Origin of the sequence: Mycobacterium sp. SMC-11 (genome assembly GCF_046250095.1) — a bacterium.
In the GTDB taxonomy this organism is placed as follows: domain Bacteria; phylum Actinomycetota; class Actinomycetes; order Mycobacteriales; family Mycobacteriaceae; genus Mycobacterium; species Mycobacterium heraklionense_A.
Window position 1 is genome coordinate 2,138,093 of record NZ_CP176430.1, and the last position, 19,944, is coordinate 2,158,036.

Here is a 19,944-nt window from a genome sequence, read left to right on the forward strand (position 1 = left end):
ACCTGAATGGCCGGATGCGAGACCTCAACGACGTCATCATCGCCGAGATAGTCTCCGGGAGGCGCTGTTTCAAGTGCAGGGCGAGAAGCCATTCACGAAGCATAGGCACGTAGCGACACGCCGCGATCCAGCAAGAATCGACGTTGGTGCGATTGCGTGGAGAGCAGTTCGGGCGGACTTTGGCTTTTGAGTTTGCGTGTGTCGGACTTCAGGTTCCGATGGCAGATGCTGCGTGTACCGACAGGGACGGTCGCGGAACGCGGACCAGTGGCCCACGTTCCGCGACAAGCATATTCGGCAATTGTTTGCGCGCTTTGGCCCTCGATGTCTTGGATCGCGGCAACTCGATACTTGCCTACGAGTTGGGGTCGTTCTGGCCATTGGAGCCGGTGTTTCCGTTGCTTCCCGCGCCACCGTCGCCGCCGGTGGCGACGCCGTCGATGGCTCCGTAGTGCTCGGTGATTATGGCGTTGCCTCCGGCTCCACCCGTACCGCCGGTGGTGCCGCTGCCGCCCTTACCGCCGGTGGCGGCGCTGCCGTCAACGGTGCCTCCGTCGGCAGTCCTGATTACGGCGTAACCGCCTGCGCCCCCGGTCCCGTCGATGCCATTACCGCCGGCGCCGCCGGTCGCGGTGGTGTCACCGATTGTTCCGGCCGAACTTTCGGCGCCTGCGACACCGCCGTCACCGCCCGAACCGCCATCGATGCCCATTCCGCCGTGGCCGCCGACCGCGGTGAATCCACTGACCTGGCTTCCATAGTTGACGATGCCGGCGGTACCGCCTGAGCCGCCGGTGCCGCCGCCGGTCGCGTCGCCACCGTTACCTCCTGTAACGGTGCTGTTCTGAGCCGTTGCGTTCGGGACTTCGCCGCCGCCCGCCATCACAATGGCTTGGCCGCCTGCCCCTCCTTCTCCGCCGGCGACGCCATTTCCGCCGTTGCCCCCGGTAGCGGTGACATTCGCAATGGTGCCAGTCTGCTGGGTAATCAGCATGCCCTGGCCGCCCATGCCCCCGGTACCTCCGCCTGTGCCGCCGTTGCCGCCGTTGCCGCCGGTAACGGTCGACCCGGTGATGCTGTCGTTGGCGTGCATTGTTTGGACGAACGCGCTACCGCCGAGACCGCCTTGACCTCCGGCGCCACTGGCAGTGCCGGCACCACCGTCGCCGCCGTCACCGCCTATCGCCGTGCCATCAACGTGACCGCCCGGGCCTGCGGAAACAATGCTGGCCACGCCGCCGCCTCCTCCGCCGCCGCCCCCGTAACCGGGATTGGCGTGGTCCGCAGTGGCGCCGGCGCCGCCTTGACCGCCGGACCCGGCCTGGCCGCCGCCGGCGGCGGCACCTGCTCCACCGGCACCGCCTTGTCCGCCATTGCCGCCTTGTCCGCCGTCGATCCCGGTGCCGCCGGTTCCTCCCGTGCCGCCGTTGCCGCCAGCTTGCGACTCGCTCGGCCAATACTCGTCGAAGTTGTGGCCGGTGCCGCCTTGCCCGCCGTTGCCGCCGGCACCCCCGGTGGCTGTGGCGCCTCCGGCATTGCCGCCGTTGCCGCCGTTGCCGCCGACACCAGCTGTCGGGTTTGCTGCGCCGCCGACACCGCTTCCGCCGTTGCCGCCATTCCCACCGTTGCCACCGAGTCCCTGGACACCTGCCGTGCCCTGGGTTCCGGTTAGGCCGGACGCGCCGAGTAGGCCGCCTCGGCCTGCGGCACCGGCGTTGCCACCAGTGCCACCAGTGCCGCCGGCACCGCCGGCCCCGCCGTGCCCGCCGTTGCCGCCGTTGGCGTTGCTCACGACCGCGTTGGCGATACCGGTAGCACCGTTGCCGCCGTCACCACCGTCGCCGCCGTTGCCACCGTTACCGCCCGCGCCGCCGGCGCCACCATTACCGCCGACGCCGATGATCCAGCCAGCGCTGCCGCCGGTCCCCCCAGTGCCGCCCGCAGACCCGAAGATGCCTTGGTGGCCGGTACCGCCATTGCCGCCGGAGGTGCCGCCGAGCACGGCATCGGTGCCGTCGGCGCCGCGGGCACCTGCCCAGCCGGTCACGCCTGCTCCGCCATTGCCGCCGGCTCCGCCGTTGCCGAACAGTAGGCCACCGGTGCCACCGTGGCCGCCATGGCCGCTGCCATAGATACCGGTTCCGTCGAGTGCGATCCAGCTGTTGCCGCCAGCGCCGCCGTCGCCGCCGATGCCCATGAGCCAGCCGCCGTCGCCGCCGGCGCCGCCGTTGCCGGCGCTGCCGAACGTGCTGTCAACGACGCCGGTGCCGGCGCCGCCGGCGCCGCCGTTGCCGAACATGCCCAGGGCTGAGCCGCCGGCACCGCCGAAGCCATCGACGCTGGTGCCCCCAGCCCCGCCGTCACCGAACCACAGTCCGCCGTTGCCGCCGGCGGCCTCGGCCAGTGTGCCGCCGCTAATGCCGTCGGCTCCGTTGCCAATCAGGTCTTGGCCGAACAGCAATTGGGGTAGGGGGTTGATCAGGTTGTCGTTGATCCACGCGCCGAAGTCACTGTCGATCCAGCCCTGCTGCAAGCTGTGGATCGGCATGTAGACCCACGAGTTGTACAGGTCTGAAATGAAGTTGGGGTTCGAGGCTGACTCAGCTGCCAGCGGGTCGCTGAACGCCGCGAGCGAGGAGATGCCTGTCGAATCCAGCAGGTCGGCAAACCAGTCAAAGCCCTCGGCCTGGGCGGCAGGTGCGACCGTCACCGGGGTCACCCCGAATGCCAGGAATGCACCCGCGACACCGACGGCGCCTGATGCGCGAGACGCTGACTTGCCAACCTGGCCAGGGCGACGCTGCCCGTACCGACGACCCATCAGTTCGACCCTCTCTCGAAGAACCAAGAACATAACTGTGGAAAAGCTATGTAAATTCTGGAAGCATGCTGAATGTAGCATTGATGGAACAGGTTTTTGCTGGGTGAAGAGGAGTTGCAGCATGGGTGCTAGCGCGGGCAAGCGCAAAGTCGGGCGGGCGGCTGCTGCTGCCGGCGCAGCAGGGGTGTTCGCGGCCTTCGGGTTGCTGACACCGACCGCGCACGCCGACTTCGAGGACCTCTTCGACAGCTTCAGCGCGCTGGAACCCGGTGTGGCGGTGGGTACTACACCCGATCTGGCCGAGATGTTCGACCTGTTCTGGGTCGGTGCTAGCGGTGAAAGTGGCCTACATGCACAACTTGAGGGCTTCATCAGCGGGAACACGTGGTGGCTGAACCCAATCAATGAACTGTTTGCTTTCGACAACCGTTGCGGACTGATTTGCGATGGCGCCGATTCGACGGTGCTAACCGATGCATGGGGCCACACCAACGGTGGTACCGCAGCTCAGCACGGCGGCTGGTTCATCGGAGATGGCGGAGACGGTGCGGCCGGCATGACGGGTGGGTCAGCTGGCATCTTCGGGAACGGGGGCAGCGGCGGTGATGGCTACCTGAAGCAGGTCGGCGATGGCGACGAGTACTCCGCAGTGACGGTAGCCGGCGGGAACGGCGGCAACGGCGGCTGGCTGTTCGGTAACGGTGGCGATGGCGGCGCGGGCGGCGGAAAAGCTTCCGATCCGCTTGGGTCACTGGTTTTTCGGGGTGACGGCGTCGCGGGCGGCTCGGGTGGGAACGCCGGGCTTTTCGGCAACGGCGGAAGCGGAGGCGCAGGAGGGGCCGGAGCCGATCTTGGCTACGCACCCGGCACCTTGCCCGTAGGCATTGACGAACGTGACTACGGCGCTACCGGCGGCAGCGGAGGGGCTGGCGGCAAGGGCGGTGACGGCGGTTTGATCGTCGGAAATAGTGGCAACGGAGGCCAAGGCGGGCAGGGCGGCCGAGGCGGCGTCGGCTCGGGTGACGGTTACCTTGGCTCATCCTGGCCAGGTGGCAACGGTCAGGTCGGAGGCAACGGGGGTGACGGAGGTGCCGGCGGCAGCGCTGGACAGGTCAAGGCGTTGCTGGGCGGAATCGACGGCCGCTCGGGTGACGGCGGAGCCGGCGGTGACGGCGGCAATGGCGGGGGAACTAATGAGCCCGGTGCGGTAGGCGGGGCCGGCGGGAACGGAGGCGCCGGTGGAGACGCTGGCGGAGGCACCAGTGTGGGCGGCCGAGGCGGCAACGGCGGCATAGGGGGAACCGGCTACAAGGGTGCAGACGGTGGGGATGGTGGGACCGGCGGGCGAGGGGGCAACGCTACGGCCGTCGGAGCCGGAGGCGACGGCGGAACTGGCGGCTTTGGCGGCGGCGTCGTTCGAGAATTCTTTACGCCAATTCCGCCCCCGGTCGTAACCGGCCCCGGGCTCGGGACTTCCGGTGAAGGCGGGGTTGGCGGTGATGGCGGCAGTTCAGGACCCAACGCGGGAGGTGTCGGCGCTGCTGGCGGCCCGCATGGTGATCCCGATGAGTACAACTGGTCTGCAATCGGAGGTGCCGGAGGTGCGGGCGGCGCTGGCGCCCGGCCGTGATGCCCGATCCACTGGGCCTGGTGACGCTGGCTGAATCGAACGGAGTGGCGCTTTGCAATTGACTCCTTGGCGCCTCGTCCTCACCCTCGCACTGCTTTTCGGCGCTTGCTTACCCGCCGCCCCACCCGCGGCCGCAATGGTGATCTTGGGCGGTGGGGCAGCCATTGTCGTTGACGGCAACAACTACTGCACGCTGACGACGATCGGACGTGATCGGGCCGGTGACGTGGTGGGCTTCACGGGAGCGGTGTGCGGCGGGCCGGGGGCTCCTGTCGCGGTCGCGGGAGTAGGCACGACCGTGGGAACGGTCGTGGCCGTCAACGGCGACCTTCGTTACGCGGTGATCAAGTTCGATGTGCCTGACTTGATCCCGGTATCGGACTACGCCGGCGTTGTGGTCAACGGCTTAGGCCCAGAACCCCAGTTCGATTCGGCAGTGTGCAAGTGGGGACCCGCGACCCCTGGTCTCTGTGGTCGCATCACGACCCCCTTCGGGCCGCGCGTGAACCTGTTGGCGCAGTTTGACCCCGGCGATGCGGGCGCCCCGGTAACCATGGACGGCCTGTTGGTAGGCATGGTCTACGCGGGCGGCATGACCCTGGGCGGCAAGTATTCGCTTCCGCGGCCACTGACATACTTGACGAAGTTCAACGCAATCCTCGACGACGTCAACGCCGGCGACGGACCGGGCGGTGGCTTTGTCCCGATCGGAGGCTGAGCGCGACGGTCCGCGGAGCTTTTGCTGAGGCGTCGACACAGGTTCTGCGCTGGCGTCGGCCCAGACGAAAATTGCCCCGATCCGGCCAGTTCAGCGGCTTTTTCTTGCAATCGCGTCTATTTTCGAATGGCGGTTCACTCCCTTCCGTGATAGGCAGTTGCCGTGAAGATCTCAGGTTGGCTTAAGGAAAACGGTTCCGTGTCGGCGCGACGGGTGGCCGCTGCAGGCGCGTCTGTTGGAGCTTTGGCCGCGTTCGGTTTGGCTCCGGCGGCGCACGCCGACTTCGAGGACTTTTTCGCCGACCTGCTGGACCCGGCCGCGTGGGGTGCGGTATTCGAGCCCGGCTATTGGGACAGCTCGGACTCGGCTTGGACGCTCGACCTTGCGACGTTGTCCAGCGGCGACGACCTGGTGGGTGCGGCTGTCGGTACTGACTTTGCCGACTGGTTCCAGAACGACATCTATCTGCCACTGCATGCTGCGATGCAGGACTGGATTGAGAGTCCTTTCGGCTCAACGGTCACCGACTTCGTCAACCCGCTGTTTGCTTTCGGCGGCGCCTGCGGCCTGGTCTGCAACGGTGTCGACGGCACCGAGACCAATCTCGATGGCGGTAACGGGGGTTGGATCTTCGGTGACGGCGGCACCGGTTGGAGCAGTACCGAAGACGGCGTGGCCGGCGGCGCTGGCGGTGCCGGTGGCTGGCTGGGCAACGGCGGCGCGGGTGGCGATGGTGGTGCCGGGGCTGATGGCGGTGTCGGTGGTGCCGCCAACTGGATCGGCAACGGTGGCGCCGGTGGTAACGGTGGCGCGGGCCTCGATGGCCTCCATGCGGGTGACGGTGGCAACGGCGGCGCCGGTGGCCGTGGCGGAATGTTGTTCAGTACCAACGGCGACGGCGGTGACGGTGGCAATGGCGGCAACTCGGTCGGCGATGGTGGCACCGGTGGCGCCGGAGGTAACGGTGGTGCCAGCGGTCGCGCACCGGGCGTGTATGCCGTTGGGGGCGCCGGCGGCAACGGCGGAAACGGTGGTAACGGCGGCAGCGCTGACGGCGTCGGCAGTAGCGGCGGCCTTGGCGGTGACGGCGGCAACAGCAGTCAGGCCAGCTATTGGCTGAGTAGAGATGCCGGCGCGGGCGGCAATGGCGGAGACGGTGGCGCTACCAACGGTGCCGGCAGTACCGCTGGGAATGGCGGTACTGGCGGCAAGGGTGGCCTCTTTGTCTTCGGCCAGGGAGACATCGATGGCGGGCCCGGTGGCAACGGTGGCAATGGTGGTGCGGCTATAGGTGACCACAGCACCGCCGGTAATGGTGGTGACGGTGGTCGAGGTGGCGCCGGCAGCGCCCAGGGTGGTGGCCGCGATGGTGGCGTCGGGGGCAACGGTGGCAATGGCGGTGCGGCAATCGGTGTCGCGAGCACTGCCGGTAATGGTGGTGACGGTGGCAGCGGTGGCGTCGCTGGTGGCCTGGGTAGTGGCCGTGACGGTGGTGTGGGTGGCAGCGGCGGCAACGGCGGTGCAGCTAACGGTGTAGGCAGCACCGCCGGTAATGGTGGTGACGGGGGCAGCGGCGGCGTTGGCAGCGCCCTGGGCGGCGCCCGTGACGGCGGCGTTGGTGGCAGCGGCGGTAATGGCGGTGCGGCCAGCGGTGCCGGCAGCACGGCTGGGGCAGGCGGCAACGGTGGCGCTGGAGGGATGAGTAGTCCTCTGGGCGCTGCCCGCAACGGCGGGGCGGGCGGCAATGGCGGCAACGGTGGTGATGGCGCCGATGGCGGAGCTGCCAGCCATGGCGGTGCGGGCGGCATAGGCGGTGGTACCGGTCTGGGCGCCAACGGCAATGGCGGCAATGGCGGTGTCGGGGGTAACGGCGGCTCCAGCGACGGGGGAGTCGGCGGCGCTGGTGGCCAGGGCGGCGAAGGCAACGGCACCGCCGGTTCGATGCGTGCCGGCGGCGGAGGTGGTGGCGGCGGCGGTGCTGGTACCGCTGGCCAAGGTGGTGACGGCGGCAATGGCGGCAACGGCGGACGTGGAGGGGCTGGGGTATCTGAGTCCAATGATCTAGGCGGGACGGGAGGGACCGGCGGGACTGGCGGAAGCGCCGAAGGCGGTATTGGAGGCGTCGGCGGAAACGGCGGTAACGGCGGCTCCCACCCGCTGGGGGCGCCAGGCGGCAACGGTGGCCACGGCGGAAACGGCGGCCAAGTCGGCCCCAACGGCAACGGTGCCGGCGGAAACGGCGGCAACGGCGGAGGGACTTTCCAGAACCCCGGCGGCAACGGTGGCAACGGCGGCTCGGACGGTACGCCAGGAACACCGGGGGCTGATGGCGCACCCGTCCCGAACCCACTCAGCTAACCGAAGACGGGACTCACCAGCCCTTGTGACCCCACGCGCGAGGGCGCTCTGGGGCAAACCGGGGCTACGGGGCCGTGGCGACGCCGGCTGAATCGAACGGAGCAGACCTTGCAACTCGCTCGTTGGCGGGTAATCCTCACTTTCGCACTGCTATTCGGCGCGTGCCTTCCCGCCGCCCCGCCCGCGGCTGCGATGGTGATCTTGGGCGGTGGGGCCGTCATCGTCGTTGATGGAAACAGCTATTGCACCTTGACCACGATCGGGCGTGATCGGGCCGGTGATGTGGTGGGCTTCACCGGATCGCAGTGCGGCGGGCCAGGGGCGGTGGTGACGATCGCGGGAACCGACACGACCGTGGGCACCGTGGTGGCCGTCAACGGCAACCTTCGGTACGCGGTGATCAAATTCGATGCGCCCGACCTGATTCCGGTATCTGACTATGCCGGTACCGTGATCAACGGCATCGGTGCAGACCCGGTGGCCGGTTCGCTGGTGTGCAAGTGGGGACCTGCAACCCCCGGTATCTGCAATTCCGTTTGGCGCGACGGATGGCCGGACGTGCCGATGGTTGGCCAATTTGAGGTGGGCGATGTGGGTGCCCCGGTAACGATGGACGGTCGGCTGGTCGGCCTGGTCTACGGCGGCAACCTCATCTATCGCGGCAGATACAGCCCACCAATGGAGGTCACATACGTGACGAAATTCAACGCGATCCTCGACGACGTCAACGCTGGTGACGGGCCCGGCAGCGGCTTTGTCCCGATCGGAAGCTGATCGAGAACGCCTACCGCTGAATCGAATTGTCTTCGCCCGCAACCGTCGTGGTAGCGGCGACAGCGACCCAGGTGTTGTTGACGGCGGCGGTCCCGGTGAACGTGTCCACCCGCTCCGGATCGTGCAGGTCGTTCACGTTGGCGCCGGGCAGGGAGTCCGCGTGGCGCCAGCCCGTGTTGCGGTGCCCCCAGCCATGGGGGACCGAGACGGTGCCGGGCCGCATGTCGTCGCTGATGTGCAGCGGAACTTCGATCTTGCCGATGTCGGAAGTGACCTGCACCGTGTCGCCCTCGACAAGTCCGCGGTTCTTGGCGTCATCGGGATGCATGTGCAGTGTGCACTGGTTCGAGCCGCTGGTCATCGACGGCACATTGTGCAGCCACGAGTTGTTGCTGCGCAGCTGGCGTCGTCCGATGAGCTGAAGGTCGTAGGCGCTTTCCGGGCCGGCTGACCCGTCGAGCAAGGCGGCCGCGGCCGCGATGAACTCGTCCGGCGCGAGCTGGACCTTGCGATCGCGGGTGGCGATCACCTCGCGTAACCGGGGACGCAGCGGGCCGAGGTCCAGTCCGCCGGCACTGTTTCGCAGGCGTCGCATTGATATGCCCTTGCGGCCCTTCCGGATCCAACCGTATGGGCCAGCGGCCAGCGCGATGCCGGCCATCCGCAGCGGACTGATCGCGGCGATCAGCGGCTTGCGCACCGGGGCGAGGATCTGCCGCAGCGGCGCCGGCAGCAGCTCCAGCATCAGCAGACTCAGGATCTCCCAGTCGTCTTTGCCGTCGGTCGGCGGCTCGAAGGTTCGATGCTGATACCGGATGTTGTTGCGCACATTGAAGACCGGCAGCAGCAATCCGACGTCTTCGCGTTCCAGCGGTGAGACCGGCGGCAGGATGTAGTCCGCGTGCCGGCTGGTCTCGGTGATGTACATATCCACCGCCACATACAGATCCAGCGAGGCCAGGGCCTGGTCCAGGCGGCCCTTCTGCGGAATCGAGGACACCGGGTTCCCGGCGCAGGTGATCATCGCTTTGATCTGGCCTTCACCGTCGGTGAGAATCTCGTCGGCCATGATGACCGCGGGAAGCTCACCGCGGAACGATTTGTGGCGTCCCGACCGGTCCGTCCATGCGCCGTGACCAGACGGAATGTACTTGGCGAGGCGCGGCACATCCATGACCGGCGTGGAGAACAAGGTCCCGCCGGCTCGGTCCAGGTTGCCGGTGACGGCATTGATGACCATGACCAGCCAACTCACCAGTGTCCCAGTCTCTTGCTGGCAGACCCCGATACGGCAGTACAGCGCCGCCGATTCCGCCGCTGCATGGTCGCGGGCCAGGGCGTAGATCGCCTCTGGGTCGACGCCGGCGCGGGCGGCGACCGCCTCGGGACTGGCGTCGGCAACCAGGCGGCGCAGCTGGGGCAGTCCTACCGATTGGCGGGCAATCGCCGCTGTGTCGCAGAGAGTTTCGTTGATGAGCACATGCAGCATGCCCAGCAGTAGGTACGGGTCGCCACCGGGACGCACCGCGATATGCGCGTCGGCGAGCTTGGCCGTTTCGGTGCGTCGCGGGTCGATCACGACGACGGTGCCACCGCGATCGCGCAGCGCTTTGATGCGTCGTTTGGCGCCGGGCATGATCGACAGCGATCCATTGGACACGGCCGGGTTGGCGCCGAGGATCACCAAGCGCTGCGTCCGGTCGATGTCGGTGATCGGGATGAGCACGTTGGAGCCGAACACTTTCCACGCCGCGTACTCATGCGGCATCTGATCGATGCTCGATGCGGAGAAGAAGTTCGGCGTCATCAGGGCCGCGCGCAGCAGCAGGCCGTAAATCGCTGCCGAGCTGTGCGCAGCAGGGTTGCCCAGGTACATCCCGATAGCCCGGTTGCCGTGGGCCTTGCGGACCCGGCGCAACCGAGTGCCGATGTCGGCGAGGGCTTGTTGCCAGCTCACGGGTTCGAACGTGTCGCCAACGCGCCGCACCGGCGTACGCAGGCGGTCCGGGTCGTCGTGCAGACCGCCCATCGCGGTCGCCTTCGGGCAGATGTATCCGCGGGAGAAGACGTCGTCGGGGTTGCCCTGGACACGACTGACTTTGGCGTCGGTCACCGTGATCTGAATGCCACAGTGCGACTCGCACAGCGTGCACTGACTGGTATGTGTGGTGCTCGCGCCCCGAGAATCCGACAGGGGCAGGTCGACGGTCGTCATTGGTGTCTCCATCCGCGGCAGTCATCGCGCCTTGGCGTGAATCACGATCCCCCGACTCGCGCTGCTGCCGTGTGCGCACCGATGAGGATTCTGGCATCCCGGCCGTCCCCACCGCCACGGATTCAGGCCGACAACCCCAGGTAGGCCCGTGTGACCCGAGCTCCCTCATTGACCCGAGCCGAGAGGCCCCCTACACTCCCAATACTGATAACGCATGTTGTCAGAAGTGGTCAACGATGACTGGGAGTGCGCGCTCGTGAGTCAAGACATGTCGGAAACCTGCCCCGCGGCCAGCGATGAGCCGATAGCGGCCGGCTGCCCCGTGAGCAGCAATGGCTACGACGCACCCCCGATCCCGCTGGGCCCCGACTCGCTGACCTGGAAGTACTTCGGCCAATGGACCGGTCTGTTCCAGGGGACCTGGGCCGGGTCCATGCAGAACATGCACCCGCAGCTTGGTGCCGCGGTCAAAGACCACTCGATCTTCTTCATCGAGCGCATCCCACGCCTGATGCGGTCGATCTACCCGATCGGTGGCGTGGTGTTCGACGGCTACCGCGCACCGCAGACCGGCGCCGAGGTCCGCGACTACCACATCGGTATCAAGGGCGTGGACGAGCAGGGGCGCCGCTACAGCGCGCTGAACCCCGACGTCTTCTACTGGGCGCACGCAACCTTCTTCAAGTCGACCCTGCTGGCCGCCGAGAAATTCGCCGGCGGACTGACCGAGGCCGACAAGCGGCAGCTGTTCGACGAGCACGTGCAGTGGTACCGGATGTACGGCATGAGCATGCGCCCGGTGCCCAAGTCCTGGGAAGAGTTCCAAGAGTACTGGGATCACATGTGCAACAACGTCCTGGAGAACAACTGGGCGGCCCGCGAGGTCATGGACCTGTCGACCATGCCCAAACACCCGTCATTGGAGTGGATTCCGGACTGGCTGTGGGCGCTGAACCTCAAGGTCGGCCAGCGCTTCCTGACGTTCATGACCGTGGCCCTCTATGACCCGCCGGTGCGCGAACTCATGGGCTACACCTGGTCTGCGCGCCAGGAGCGTCTGCACGGGTATGTCTGCAAGGCCATCACCCTCGTCTCCAAGTACGGCCCCAAGCGTGCCCTGATGCACCCGCGCAAGCGTTCGGCGCTGGACCGGGCCTCAGGCCGCCTCCCGGTGGACGCACCCCTGGTGCAGACCCCGGCGCGCAACCTGCCGCCGGTGGACTACCGCAACGACCCGCACTTCTACTGCCCGAAAGTCGACTGACCCGCGCTGAAGTGCCTAGGACTCAGGCGAATCTGCCCGGGTTCGCCGTGACGGCCCGGTGCAGCGTCGGCCGGTTGGCCCGGTAGGCCTGCACAACGGGCGCGAGCTCGTGGGGGCTGGCCCCATGCATGATCACCGAGTGCACACCCAGGTCGAACTGCCGGGCGATGGTGCTCGCGCAGTCGCGGGCCGAACCGGCTGCCACCGCCGCCAACCACTCGTCGGGAATCAGCTCGGCGATCCGCTGCAGCGTCTCGTACGAGGCGCTGGCGTCGATCGGCCCGGCGGTGGCCGCATCGGTGAACAGGTCGGATTGCCGGATCCGCTCCCACACCTGCAGATCCCAGCCGTTGGCGGAGACCAGCACATCGGGATAGGCCTGCAGATACGTCGCCAAGCGGCCGACCCCGCGGCGCAGCTGATCGTCCTGCGAGAGCGAGTCGCACACCGTCGCCAGGCAGGCCCAGATGCGGATGCTGTCGGGATCACGGCCCGCACGTTCGGCGCCGCGGCGCACCGCCGCCACCGACGCCGCGGTGGCCTCGTCAGAAAAGAAGGTGTGCAGCACAACGAAATCGGCGATCTCACCGGCGAGTTCCATCGTCTTGGGGCCGACGGCGACCAAACCGATCGGCGGCCCCTCGCCCAAACCGTTCGCATGGCGCAGCATCGGCCACTTCCCGGCGGGGCCGTCGTGGTTGAAAAGCGTCTCGCCGGCCCACAGCCGGCGCAGGATGGAAAAAAAGTCGCGTAGCCGAGCCGCGGTCACCACCGGCAGGCCGATCGCCGGCCAATACCCGGCCATGCCGCGGCCGAACGCCATCGCGAAACGTCCCTCAGTCAGTGCGTGCATGGTCGATCCCACGGTCGCGGTCACAGTGGGGTGGCGAGTGTGGTGGTTGGTCGACGGGGCGATACCCAAACTGGAGCTGCAGCCCGCCACGGCGCCGCTGAGCACCGCGGGGTCCTTGACGGTGAAGCGTTCCCCGATGTGGCACGACCCCAAACCGAGCGCGTCGGCCTCCCGGGCTTCGGGCAGCACCACCCGAGCATCCGCCGGATGCCTGGTGACGGCGTAATAGCCGAGTTCGTTCAGCTGGATGTCGGTGCCGGCTGTGCTCGACGGGTCGGTGACCAGCGGTGCGGTGCGATTCATCCCGCAATTACACTACGGCGAGTAGCGTTATACAAGCGGTCCGGCTCAGCTGTTCAGGGACCACACCGAGTAGTTCAGCGCGGTGGCGAACAGGATCCATCCGAAATACGGCAGCATCAGCAATGCCGCACCGCGTTGGACCTTCCAGAACGCCGCGATGGTGACCACCACGGCGACGTCGAGCAGCAGGATGTCGACCAGCGCCAGGCCGCGCCAGCCCAGTCCGAAGAACAGCGGCGACCACACCAGGTTCAAGACCAGCTGGACGCCGTAGGCGACGATCGCGGGATTGGTCCACCGCGGATCCGCCCGCCAGACCAGCCAGGCCGCGACCGCCATCAGTAGATAAAGAGCACTCCACACCGGGCCGAACAGGTAGCTCGGTGGTGCCCAGCTCGGTTGCGCGAGCTTCCCGTAGTCTTCCGCGGCGTCGGCCGAGGCGAGCCCGCCGAGGGCGGCGACGACGATGACGAGCCCAACCGAGACCAGGAATGCGGCGAGATGCTGGGAACTCGGCTGCTGCGTTTTCGGCGAGATCGCTCCCATTTGGTCACAGTAGGACGCAAACGCAGTACCTGACCAGTTCGCTGGCGCCGCCCGAGCACCAGGGGAATCCTGGGGAGATGACCAAGCGCATCCTCAACGTCGTCTCCAACGTCGCCCACTACGACGACCCGGCCGAGCCGACCGGGTTGTGGCTCTCGGAGCTGACGCACGCCTATGACGTTTTCGCCGAGGCGGGCTACCGACAGACGATCGTCAGCCCGAAAGGCGGACAATCGCCGCTGGAACCGCGGTCGCTGAAATTCCCCAACTTCGACAAGAGCGCCAAGGCGTGGAAGGCCGACAATTCGAAGATGGCGCTGCTGGCCGGCACCGCCGCACCCGAGGAGATCAATGCTGCGGACTATGACGCGATCTACTTCACCGGTGGGCACGCCGTCATGTACGACTTCCCCAACAGTGAAGGCCTGCAACGCATCACCCGGGAGATCTTCGAGAACGGGGGAGTGGTGTCCTCGGTGTGCCACGGCTATTGCGGCCTGCTCAACACCACCCTCTCCGACGGCTCGCTGTTGGCCGCCGGGCGCAAGCTCACCGGATTCGCCTGGTCGGAAGAGGTGCTGGCGCGCGTCAACAAATTGGTGCCCTACAACGCCGAAGCGGAGATGAAGAAACGCGGCGCCCACTACGGCAAGGGGCTGATCCCGTTTGCCTCGCACGTCGTCGTCGACGGCCGGCTGGTCACCGGCCAGAATCCGGGGTCGGCCAAGGCGACCGCGAAGAAGATCGTCTCCGTGCTGGGCAAGTGACGCCCTCGCCCGCCCGTACCGGCGCCCGCCAGTATGGTGCCACCGTGGTGGCAGCCAGCAGTACCCTCGTGCTGACCGAGGAGTTCCGTGCCGCATTGGGGCTGCTGGCTGCGGGCCGAAACCTCTTCCTGACCGGCAAGGCCGGCACGGGCAAGTCGACGCTCATCCGCCACTTCATGGCCTCCACTGACCGCAACGTCGTGGTGGTCGCGCCGACCGGGATCGCCGCCCTCAACGTCGACGGCCACACCATCCACCGCCTGTTCGGATTCCGCCCCACCACAACGCTGTCTGATGTCGTCGGCGGCGACTACCGGCCCGGGCGTTTCACCAAGACGCTGGCCAAGCTGCAGACGCTGATCATCGACGAGGCGTCCATGGTGCGGGCCGACGTGTTCGACATGATCGCGGCCGCGCTTCAGCGCTTCGGGCCGGAGCCGGGAACTGCGTTCGGCGGGGTCCAGGTGGTGTTGGTGGGCGACCTCTACCAGCTGCCGCCGGTGGTCACCGAGGGCGAGCAGCATTATTTCTCGACGACCTACGACACCCCGTACTTCTTTTCGGCGAACACCTTCCACCGTGCGGAGTTCCCGAGCGTTTCGCTGACGACGGTGTTTCGCCAGCTCGGCGATGATCGGATGACCGCGATCCTCAACGAGATTCGTGAAGGCGTGCTGCTCGGCCATGCGAGGGCGCACCTGGACGCCCGGGTGGACCCCGACTTCGTGCCGCCGGACGACGAACTGTGGCTGACCTTGGCGCCCACCAACAGGCTGGTCACCGCGCGCAATCGCCAGCAGCTGGAGCGGTTGCCGGGCGAGGAGATGGTGCACCGCGCCACCGAATCCGGCGACCTGTCGCTGTTCGACAAGCCGCTGGACGACGAGTTGCGTTTCAAGGTCGGCGCCCAGGTGATGATGCTCAACAACGATCAGGCCGAGCGCTGGGTCAACGGCTCGATCGGCCGCGTGGTGGGGGTGGGTTACGACCGCCACGGCGCCGTGGTCGAAATCGAGTTCCCCAACGGCGACATCGCCGAAGTCGCCCCGTTCACCTGGGAGGCCACCCGCCCGGTGGTCGACGGCGGAACCCTGCGCCGCGACGTGGTCGGCACCTTTACCCAGTTGCCGTTCAAGCTGGCCTGGGCGATCACCATTCACAAGAGTCAAGGCCAGACATTGGAGCGGCTGGTGGTGGATCTGTCCGGCGGCATGTTCTCCACCGGCCAGCTGTATGTGGCGTTGAGCCGGTGTACCTCGCTGGCCGGGCTGGTACTCAAACGCCCTGTGCTGCCGAAGGATCTGAAGGTGGATCGCCGGATCGCCCGGTTCCTGCGTGCTTCGGCCAACGGCGACCACGCGCGCCGCTACTGCGCGATCGGATTGCTCACCGTGGGCGATGAGGGGCGGATGTCGCGGCCGCGGCCGGTGGAGTTGGCGGTCGCGTTCGATGACGGCTCGGCCGTGTCGACGCTGATCAATCCGCAGCGGGATCTGGCCGATGCCCGCCAGGCGTATCGGATCGGGGTGGCCGACGTGCTGTTGGCGCCCACGCTGCGGGAGGCCTGGGCGGTGATCGCGCCGATGCTGGCCGGCTGCACCCCGGTGGGCGTCAAAGTCGACGAGACCCTGGGGTTGATCGACTTCGAACTCAAGCGACTGGGACAGGTGACTCCGATGCCGCTGGGGATCGACCTGCGGGGCACCAACCTCACCGGCGAGACGGCGCTGCAGCGTGCCCGCACCGCGCTCGAGCGCCTCGATGCCGTCGACGCGGATTGCGGTTCATCGCCCTTCGACGAACCCGACGAGAGCGACGCCCTCTCGGGAATCCTGCTCAGCCGCGACCCGGACGTCACAACCCCGACGGCAGAACACCTTCCGGCGCTGTCCGCGTTGCTGCGGGTCAGCCGAACCCTCGGAGCGATCCTGCTGGGCACCAGCCGCGCCGATCAGGTGTCGGTGCCGGGGGAGACCGACTGGGAGCAGGCGGCGCGCCAGACCGCCGCCGACCAATTGGTCCTGGCGGCCACCCGCACCCGGCTCCCGGATGCGGTGTCGGCGCGGCTGCGCGACGCATTGCGCGCGCTGGGCGCCGATGACTTGGCGGCCGGGCTGGAGCAGACGCCGTCGATGGCCGACAACATCGACGCGGTCCTGGTCCCCGGCGCCCGCGTCTGCTTCACGGGAACCGCCGTCGACGGCAACGGCCGCGTGCTGGACCGTGACGAAATCGAGCGGCGGGCTGCTGCGGCCGGGCTGGCGCCGGTGCGCTCGGTGACCAAGACGCGCTGTGAGGTGCTGGTCATCGCCGAAGCGGGCACGCAGTCCGGAAAGGCCCGCAAAGCCCAGGACTACGGCAAGCCGGTATTCACCGTCGACGAGTTCCTGGATTGGCTCGCGCGCCGCTGAGCGGCAGGATTCAGTCCAAGTCCGCCAAGGCTTTCCGCGCGGCCTCGAGCTCGGCTTCGAGCGCGGCCACCCGGGCGGCATGCTGGGAACGCGCCTCGTCCATCAGCGCCTCGATGGGTGCGAACAGGTCCTCGTGCAGTTCCTTGGCGGCCCGCGACACCGCGGCCGCCGCGACCGCGAGGTTGCGCACCAGATAGCTGCTGCCCTGCTTGATCTCGGCGCGCCACTCGCCGTCGGCGGTACCGGTCACGGTCAGGGTCAACTCGAGCGTCTTGGCCTTCTTTCCGGCCGACTTCTTGACCGGCTCCTTGACCGGCTCCTTGACCGGCTCCTTGACCTCAGGAGTCTCGGGAGCCTCGGGGACAGTGGTGGCAGCGTCGGCGAGCGAACCCATCCCAAGGCTGTCGGGGGTGATGGCCGGGGCTTCGGGGGCGAACGTGGGTGCAGTCATAATCGTGGCGACCTCCTTGTTCAATCGTCGCCCGCGGCGGCGGGCAAGCTCACCACGTATTAGAACACATGTTCGATGAGGTTTGGTTCGTCCGGTCACCCACGGTGCCCGATGCCACACCCTATGCTGGGGCGACGTCCCCGACGCCGAGGAACCCGACGTGCCGCTGAACTCTCGAGCCCACACTCCGCCGGTCGCGGTGTCCGCGCGGACCGAATACCTGTCCGACCGGCACTGCGGGGCTGCCACGCTGGCGGCGCTGCTGTTGGGGGCGGGTCTGGTCGCGTTGGTGGTACTGAATCTTGCCGGGGCAACCGCTTTCGCGATCGCGACGACGACGGCGTCGTTGATCACCGCCTCGCTGGGTGTGGGTGCTTACGGACGACTCGGCGACCGAGCGGCGATAGTGATCACCCTCGACTCGGACGCCGTGTATTTCGGTAACGAGGACAGCGAGATCGTGAGCTACCCGCTGACTTCGTTGACCGCGGCACGGCGGGGCGGACCGGCCGCGGTCACCTCGATCGACGGCCGGCACCTGACGGTGCAGGGCCAGAAGTACCTGAAGCTGACGTTTTCCACCGACACCGGGACGAGCGACGAATGGTGGGTGGCGATCATCGAATCCGATCCCGCAGCAGCGGAGATACTGCGGCGATTGCAGGCGGTGCTGCCGGCACCGGCAGCCACATCCACCCGCGCACGCCCTGCCGCGCCACCGCCCCCGCAGCCACCGCCGGCTCCCTCGACCCCGCCGCCGGTGGGGCCGCGGATCGCCGACGCCGGCACCGAGGAAGCGGCTAAACGGTTGTGGGAGGACGCACTCCGGCACCACAATGACATCCTCGGTGCCTACGGCGCCTATGAACTCGACCCGGCGATGCTGCTGCGCTACCCGGCCGTCACCGATGTGACCGTCGAACAGACCCAGACCTTCCAGGAGGCACTCGACGAGGCGCAGGCCCTGCGCACCGAGGCCTACCCGGGCAATCGCGGACTGGCCGACGCCTACCAGCAGGCGGTCGTCGTGCTGCGCCGCGCCTGGATCGGCTGCGAGGCGCACGGGAAGAAGGTCGGGACCAGCTACCTCGATCAAGCCGACCAAGACGAACTCGACACCGCACTCAAGCTCTACAATCACGCGGCGGCCAGCACCATGCCCGCCGAACAGGCCACCTACTACGGGCGCGTCCGCGCGATCGTCGGCAAGCTCGCCGAGCGCGGCGCGATCCGCCCGCCGAAAGTTCAGCTCGCACAACTGGAAGGCGTGACCCGTCGGGCAATCGAGTCGGCGCGGTAACCGTCAGTGGGTTCCCGGTTGGAGGAACTCGCCGGTGGGCGAGTAGGTGCCCGCCGCAGCGTCCACGTTGGCGAGCTGAATGCGTATCGCCAGTCCGCGTCCATCGCTGGTCTCATGGGACATCTCGATATCGACGGCGCGGCTTTCATAGGGTTCAAGGGATCCGCGGTGCATCGCCTGCCTGCGAACCGATTCGAACGCCGTCACTGACACGTCGTCGAAGCTGAATCCCGGCGTGCTCGATCCCCAGGAGCGATCGACGACCTCGGGGAGCTCCCCGGGAACCACGACGGCCTCGCCCTTGCGGTGATCGGAGCGGAACTCGATGAGCACCCCTCCGCTGTTCTGAATGGTGCTGGCGTGCAGATGCGGGGTGTTGCGCACGATTCCGCGAATCTGAAAGCTGGTCAACACGGGCTCGGATGCCGCGATGCCGGCCAGCTCTAACGCCTGGTGCGCGCGTTTGAACGCTTCGGCGAAATCGGCCGGGTCGAACAACTCGGCAACCGTCCCGTCGGGCCGCGCCTGGATGGTGGTGGGAAACGGGAATGTGTTGGGACCGTTGAATTTACCGGTGAGAATGACCGGCTTTGCGGGACCCGACCGTTTGATCTGGAAGTCCTCCAGCTTGCCGTCGTTGCCCACTGCGCGGAACTGCTGCGCCATCCGCTCGGCGATCGTGGTCAATTCGATCGACGCCACGTCGCCAGCGGTGAAGGTGCTGGTTTTGCGTAGCGTGTTCGGCGTTGCGATGGTGTATGTGTCGCGGCCGTTGTTGATGTATACCGTCGTCGACTCGCCGTTGGTCGGATTGAGCACCGAGCCATAATCGGATCCGCCGTCGGAGAAGCGAAGATCAAGCAGATTGTCGGCAGCACCAGATCCCAGCTTTTCGATGATCGCGCGAAGCATATTGTCCCGGCGTGCATCCAGATTGGCGGTTTTGGCGGTTGTCTGCGACGCGGTGACCGGAATCGATGGCAGCCTGACCGAGACACGCCACACATCACCGGCCGCGAACAGTACCGCCAGCGCGGTCACCACCGTGATCGCCGGATACATCACGGCCCGCATTCCGGGGTGATCGCCGAAATCGGGGGAGCGCCTCGACTCGCGCGGCGGCAGCCGGTCCGGGGGCAGGGACGTGAGGGGATTATCGGCGAGCGCCTGAAAGTCCTTGCGTGACATCGCTGTCACCCAGCGTGCCCGATATGAGGTGTCATTGGCGGGGCTGATGGTGGCGGTCACCAACGTGGGTTGCTGATCCTCGTTGGCCAGGGTGCTGCGGGTGAGCGCCTCGACCCGTGCCGGCACGAAGCGATCAGATACCCCGGCCTGGAAGGTGGTGAGCCCCGAGATACGTGAGGGCCGCGGCGCGATCAGCAATCCGGCAAGGATCAGCGGAATCCCGATGAACGCGGCCATCCACCAGGCATTGAAGGCACCGAGCCCGATCCCCGCGGCGATGACGGTACCGGCCAGACCGGCGCGAATCGCCGGGCCCATGCCCCTGGGCATCTAGTGGCCCTTCCG

Annotated in this window: 14 protein-coding genes; 8 read left to right on the forward strand and 6 right to left on the reverse strand. The window is 67.4% G+C overall.

Annotation, left to right across the window (positions count from 1 at the left end; all coding sequences use genetic code 11):
- Nucleotides 1-355 precede the first annotated feature (355 nt).
- A complete protein-coding gene (locus ACKY0X_RS09980; RefSeq protein WP_409429293.1) occupies nucleotides 356-2,710 on the reverse strand; it encodes a PE family protein in 2,355 nt (784 codons plus the stop codon).
- Between the two features lie 232 nt (nucleotides 2,711-2,942).
- Here ACKY0X_RS09980 and ACKY0X_RS09985 point away from each other — a divergent pair, with 232 nt between their 5' ends.
- The 4 genes from ACKY0X_RS09985 to ACKY0X_RS10000 all read left to right on the forward strand — a co-directional run bounded on the left by ACKY0X_RS09985 (nucleotide 2,943) and on the right by ACKY0X_RS10000 (nucleotide 8,301).
- Nucleotides 2,943-4,451, forward strand: coding sequence for a hypothetical protein (locus ACKY0X_RS09985; RefSeq protein WP_409429294.1), 1,509 nt, complete (start codon nucleotides 2,943-2,945; stop codon nucleotides 4,449-4,451).
- A gap of 136 nt (nucleotides 4,452-4,587) precedes the next feature.
- Nucleotides 4,588-5,169 (forward strand): serine protease, encoded by a 582-nt coding sequence (locus ACKY0X_RS09990; protein WP_409429295.1) that lies wholly within the window; start codon nucleotides 4,588-4,590, stop codon nucleotides 5,167-5,169.
- 198 nt (nucleotides 5,170-5,367) lie between these two features.
- Nucleotides 5,368-7,527 (forward strand): PGRS repeat-containing protein, encoded by a 2,160-nt coding sequence (locus ACKY0X_RS09995; RefSeq protein ID WP_409429296.1) that lies wholly within the window; start codon nucleotides 5,368-5,370, stop codon nucleotides 7,525-7,527.
- 108 nt (nucleotides 7,528-7,635) lie between these two features.
- Entirely contained in the window at nucleotides 7,636-8,301 is a 666-nt protein-coding gene (locus ACKY0X_RS10000) for a serine protease (protein WP_409429297.1), read from the forward strand.
- 10 nt (nucleotides 8,302-8,311) lie between these two features.
- Here ACKY0X_RS10000 and ACKY0X_RS10005 read toward each other — a convergent pair whose 3' ends face one another.
- Nucleotides 8,312-10,516, reverse strand: coding sequence for a molybdopterin-dependent oxidoreductase (locus ACKY0X_RS10005; RefSeq protein ID WP_409429298.1), 2,205 nt, complete (start codon nucleotides 10,514-10,516; stop codon nucleotides 8,312-8,314).
- 268 nt (nucleotides 10,517-10,784) lie between these two features.
- On the opposite strand from ACKY0X_RS10005, the gene ACKY0X_RS10010 reads away from it, so the two are divergent.
- The gene (locus ACKY0X_RS10010; protein WP_409429575.1) at nucleotides 10,785-11,780 is read left to right on the forward strand and encodes an oxygenase MpaB family protein; all 996 of its coding nucleotides are present in this window, start codon (nucleotides 10,785-10,787) and stop codon (nucleotides 11,778-11,780) included.
- A 22-nt stretch (nucleotides 11,781-11,802) separates the two neighbouring features.
- On the opposite strand, the gene ACKY0X_RS10015 is transcribed toward ACKY0X_RS10010, so the two are convergent.
- Nucleotides 11,803-12,936, reverse strand: a complete 1,134-nt coding sequence (locus ACKY0X_RS10015) for a TIGR03857 family LLM class F420-dependent oxidoreductase (protein WP_409429299.1) — start codon at nucleotides 12,934-12,936, stop codon at nucleotides 11,803-11,805.
- A 45-nt stretch (nucleotides 12,937-12,981) separates the two neighbouring features.
- Nucleotides 12,982-13,482: a TspO/MBR family protein gene (locus ACKY0X_RS10020; protein ID WP_409429300.1), complete on the reverse strand. Its 501-nt coding sequence runs from the start codon at nucleotides 13,480-13,482 to the stop codon at nucleotides 12,982-12,984.
- 77 nt (nucleotides 13,483-13,559) lie between these two features.
- On the opposite strand from ACKY0X_RS10020, the gene ACKY0X_RS10025 reads away from it, so the two are divergent.
- Both ACKY0X_RS10025 and ACKY0X_RS10030 read left to right on the forward strand, forming a co-directional pair.
- On the forward strand, nucleotides 13,560-14,249 hold the full coding sequence (locus tag ACKY0X_RS10025; protein ID WP_409429301.1) for a type 1 glutamine amidotransferase domain-containing protein: 690 nt from the start codon (nucleotides 13,560-13,562) through the stop codon (nucleotides 14,247-14,249).
- A 44-nt stretch (nucleotides 14,250-14,293) separates the two neighbouring features.
- Nucleotides 14,294-16,660 (forward strand): AAA family ATPase, encoded by a 2,367-nt coding sequence (locus ACKY0X_RS10030; RefSeq protein ID WP_409429576.1) that lies wholly within the window; start codon nucleotides 14,294-14,296, stop codon nucleotides 16,658-16,660.
- A 10-nt stretch (nucleotides 16,661-16,670) separates the two neighbouring features.
- On the opposite strand, the gene ACKY0X_RS10035 is transcribed toward ACKY0X_RS10030, so the two are convergent.
- The gene (locus ACKY0X_RS10035) at nucleotides 16,671-17,054 is read right to left on the reverse strand and encodes a DUF6319 family protein (protein WP_409429577.1); all 384 of its coding nucleotides are present in this window, start codon (nucleotides 17,052-17,054) and stop codon (nucleotides 16,671-16,673) included.
- 223 nt (nucleotides 17,055-17,277) lie between these two features.
- Here ACKY0X_RS10035 and ACKY0X_RS10040 point away from each other — a divergent pair, with 223 nt between their 5' ends.
- Nucleotides 17,278-18,411 (forward strand): hypothetical protein, encoded by a 1,134-nt coding sequence (locus ACKY0X_RS10040; protein WP_409429578.1) that lies wholly within the window; start codon nucleotides 17,278-17,280, stop codon nucleotides 18,409-18,411.
- Nucleotides 18,412-18,414: 3 nt separating this feature from the next.
- Here the strand turns inward: ACKY0X_RS10040 and ACKY0X_RS10045 are convergent, their stop codons facing one another.
- Nucleotides 18,415-19,929, reverse strand: coding sequence for a hypothetical protein (locus ACKY0X_RS10045; RefSeq protein WP_409429302.1), 1,515 nt, complete (start codon nucleotides 19,927-19,929; stop codon nucleotides 18,415-18,417).
- Nucleotides 19,930-19,944: the final 15 nt, after the last annotated feature.